Source organism: Flammeovirga aprica JL-4 (assembly GCF_012844305.1).
Lineage (GTDB): Bacteria > Bacteroidota > Bacteroidia > Cytophagales > Flammeovirgaceae > Flammeovirga > Flammeovirga aprica.
The window spans coordinates 1-3,769 of record NZ_JABANE010000229.1 but is presented as its reverse complement, the minus strand read 5'-3'; the positions used below and the strand labels follow the sequence as shown (position 1 = coordinate 3,769).

Sequence of the window (3,769 nt, the reverse complement as noted above, 5' to 3'; positions counted from 1 at the left end):
CCAATCAATAGAATAATCACTACACTAATAATGAAATAATAGAAGTATTTAGCACTCGCTAATTTCCTTTGTACAACACGAATAGAAGTCTTGTTATGTATCATTTGTTCTATAGAATGAAGAGAAAGTATAGTAACCTTCTCTAATTTACTTTACTCATCAATCTGCTTCCTATCAAAAACAGGATTTCCTAAAAGTCTTGTATCCACATTTTCAGAGATCTCGGCATTGTAGGTGTTTTCAATTTCATTACCTTCTAAAAGTAATAAGTTTAGCTTTGTACATTTGTTGATATCAGGAGGGATACGCTTAATTTTTCCGTTGGTCATGTTTAAGTTTTCTAAGTTTTTCATTCTACCAATCCCCGTAATATCAGTGATTTGATGATTGATGACATTGAGGTCACTAGCTTCGCTATCAAAAATTCCTACAGGCATACTTTTCCAAGTTACATTTTCTGCCCAAATACTTCCCACCTGTAAACCTTTAGGCACAGATTGTAGGTTATTACATTCACTAAGCTTCAATGTTCCTATTGGTATTTGATTAAGGGAAGAAGGTAATCCAGTAAGTCTAGTACAACCAGTTAAATCAAGTTTTGATAAAACCTTTAAGCTACCCAATGATGAAGGTAATTTGAAAAGGCTCTTGCAATATTTCATTTTTAATCCCCTTAATAAAGGTAAATTGCCTAATCCTTCAGGTAAATGCGTACCCGTACTATTACTAAGTATTAATAGTTCAATACTCTTTATAGTATCCAAATATTTAAAACTTTTTAATGCTACTTTTAAATGTATCAACTTTTTGAAATTACCTATATCGGAGGGAAGCTCATTTATTGGGTTTAGATATAAATGGGTTAAGGAGTCAAATTGATAAAGTTCAGTGGGAAAACCTTGTATTTTAGAACCTTCAATATATAAACTTGTGATAGGTAAATTCCCAAATCCTTCAGGGAATTGACTTACTTCTGTATTGGATAAATCTAATATATTTAGTTTACGACACTTTGTAATAAAAGAGGGTATTTTCTTAATAGGATTTCCTTCTAACCATAATGCTTTGAGTTCAGGGAATTCAGTTATAAATTCAGGGATTTCGGTGACATTACAATTGATAAATCTTATTTCCTGTAATTTTTTGAAAGCTCGCATTTCTTCAGGGAATTCCGTAAGTGAAGGTTCACCTGTTATCACAATCATTGTTAAATGTTCATCATTATTATCATTTTCATAATATTCAACATTATATTTTGCGTATAATTTTTTAAAAGCTACCTGTTCTTCCATATCCTTATAGTTTGTACAACCAATCAATAGAATAATCACTACACTAATAATGAAATAATAGAAGTATTTAGCAATAGCTAATTTCCGTTGCACAGTACTAATAGAAGCCTTTTTATGTATCATTTGTTCTATAGAATGAAGAGAAAGTATAGTAACCTTCTCTAATTTACTTTACTCATCAATCTGCTTCCTATCAAAAACAGGATTTCCTAAAAGTCTTGTATCTACATTTTCAGAGATTTCAGCATTGTAGGTGTTTTCAATTTCATTACCTTCTAAAAGTAATAAGTTCAGCTTTGTACATTTGTTGATATCAGGAGGGATACGCTTAATTTTTCCGTTGGTCATGTTTAAGTTCTCTAAGTTTTTCATCCTACCAATCCCCGTAATATCAGTTATTTGATGATTGATGACATTGAGGTCGCTTGCTTCACTATCAAAAATTCCCACAGGCATACTTTTCCAAGTTACATTTTCTGCCCAAATACTTCCAACTTGTAAACCTTTTGGTACAGATCTTAAACCATTACATTCGTCAAGTTTTAATATCCCAATAGGTACTTGATTTAGTGAGGAAGGAAGGCTGGTAATTCGTGAACACCCTGTTATATCTAACCCCAATAACATTTTTAAATTACCCATTGAAGCAGGTAACTTGAAAAGGTTTTTACAATACCTCAGATTCAGATCATTCAATAAAGGTAAATTACCTAATCCTTCAGGTAAATGCGAACCCATACTATTATTGAGAGTAAAGCTTTCAATGCTCTCGATAGTATCCAAATATTTAAAACTTTTTAAAGCTACTTTTAAATGTTTCAGCTTTTTGAAACTGCCTATATCTGATGGAAGTTCATTGATGGGGTTTAGATTTAATTCTTTTAATCCATCAAATTGATATAATTCCCTTGGAAACCCCTGTATTCTAGTATTTTCTATATATACATTTGTAATAGGTAGTTCACCAAAACCTTCTGGAAAGCTACTTACATTTGTAGAAGTTAAATCTAATAACTTCAATTTATGACATTTAGTAATAAAAGAAGGCAACTCTTTGATAGGGTTTCCTTCTAACCACAAGTACTTTAACTCTGTAAATTCTGTTATAAATTCAGGAATTTCTGTGACATTACAGTTGATAATTTTTATTTCTTCTAACCCTTTGAATATGCGAATTTCTTCTGGAATTTCGATTAGAGATGGAATATCAACAAATTTAACTTTAGAAATATGTCCGTCTTTTTCGGTTTTATAATTAACATCATTACCATATTTATTGTCTAAATAATTTTTTATTTCATGTTCAGTCATATCATTGTTATTAGTGCAACCTGCTAGTAGCATAATCACTACACTAATAATGAAATAATAGAAGTATTTAGCAATAGCTAATTTCCGTTGCACAGCACCAATAGAAGTCTTGTTATGTATCATTTGTTCTATAGAATGAAGAGAAAGTATAGTAACCTTCTCTAATTTACTTTACTCATCAATCTGCTTCCTATCAAAAACAGGATTTCCTAAAAGTCTTGTATCCACATTTTCAGAGATCTCGGCATTGTAGGTGTTTTCAATTTCATTTCCTTCTAAAAGTAATAAGTTCAGCTTTGTACATTTGTTGATATCAGGAGGGATACGCTTAATTTTTCCGTTGGTCATGTTTAAGTTCTCTAAGTTTTTCATTCTACCAATCCCTGTGATATCTGTGATTTGATGATTGATTACATTGAGATCGCTTGCTTCGCTATCAAAAATTCCTGCAGGCATACTTTTCCAAGTCACATCTTTAGCCCAAATACTCCCAACTTGTAAACCTTTTGGTACGGAACGTATGTTATTGCATTCATTAAGTCTCAATATTCCTATTGGTACTTGATTAAGAGAAGAAGGTAATCCTGTAAGTCTAGAACAACCGGTCAGATCAAGTCCCCATAACCCATTAAGATTACCTATAGTTGAGGGTAATTTGAAAAGGTTTTTACAGTATCTTAAATGTAAATGTTCTAATAAAGGTAAGTTTCCTAACCCTTCTGGCAAATGTGCTCCAGTACTATTGTTTAGTGTTAAATTTCGAAGACTTTTTATTGTGTCTAAATATTTAAAACTTTTCAATTCGACTTTTAATACACTAAGTTTTTTAAAATTGCTTATTTCTGATGGCAATTCATTCATTTTAGGTAAACCTAAGTGTTCCAATGAATCAAACTGAAAAATAACATCAGGAAATTCTTTAATTTTTGTTCCTTGTAAAAATAAGCCAGTAATTGGTAGCTTTTCAAACCCTTCTGGTAAACTTGCAATATTTGTAGAGGTTAAAATTAATAAACTTAGTTTTTTACACTCTGTAATAAAAGAAGGTAATTCTTTTATAGGATTATTATTTAAACGTAATGTTTTTAATTCTGTGAATTCAGTAATAAACTCTGGGATTTCGGTTACATTACAGTTGAGGATTTTTATTTCCTCAAGTTTTTTTA

The 3,769-nt window shown here is 30.9% G+C and carries 3 protein-coding genes; all 3 read right to left on the bottom strand.

The genetic code is table 11. The annotated features are described in order from the left end of the window. Nucleotides 1-152 precede the first annotated feature (152 nt). The gene (locus HHU12_RS33260; RefSeq protein ID WP_169661034.1) at nucleotides 153-1,415 is read right to left on the bottom strand and encodes a leucine-rich repeat domain-containing protein; all 1,263 of its coding nucleotides are present in this window, start codon (nucleotides 1,413-1,415) and stop codon (nucleotides 153-155) included. Nucleotides 1,416-1,463: 48 nt separating this feature from the next. Beyond that, nucleotides 1,464-2,726, bottom strand: coding sequence for a leucine-rich repeat domain-containing protein (locus HHU12_RS33255; RefSeq protein ID WP_169661033.1), 1,263 nt, complete (start codon nucleotides 2,724-2,726; stop codon nucleotides 1,464-1,466). A 48-nt stretch (nucleotides 2,727-2,774) separates the two neighbouring features. Then, the coding region (locus HHU12_RS33250) for a leucine-rich repeat domain-containing protein (protein ID WP_169661032.1) at nucleotides 2,775-3,769 on the bottom strand (995 nt) is incomplete at its 5' end.

What these genes read in the sequence shown, in the direction of transcription:
- HHU12_RS33260 (WP_169661034.1), bottom strand. Translation starts at nt 1,415, where the DNA reads ATGATACATAAAAAGGCTTCTATTAGTACTGTGCAACGGAAATTAGCT.
- HHU12_RS33255 (WP_169661033.1), bottom strand. Translation starts at nt 2,726, where the DNA reads ATGATACATAACAAGACTTCTATTGGTGCTGTGCAACGGAAATTAGCT.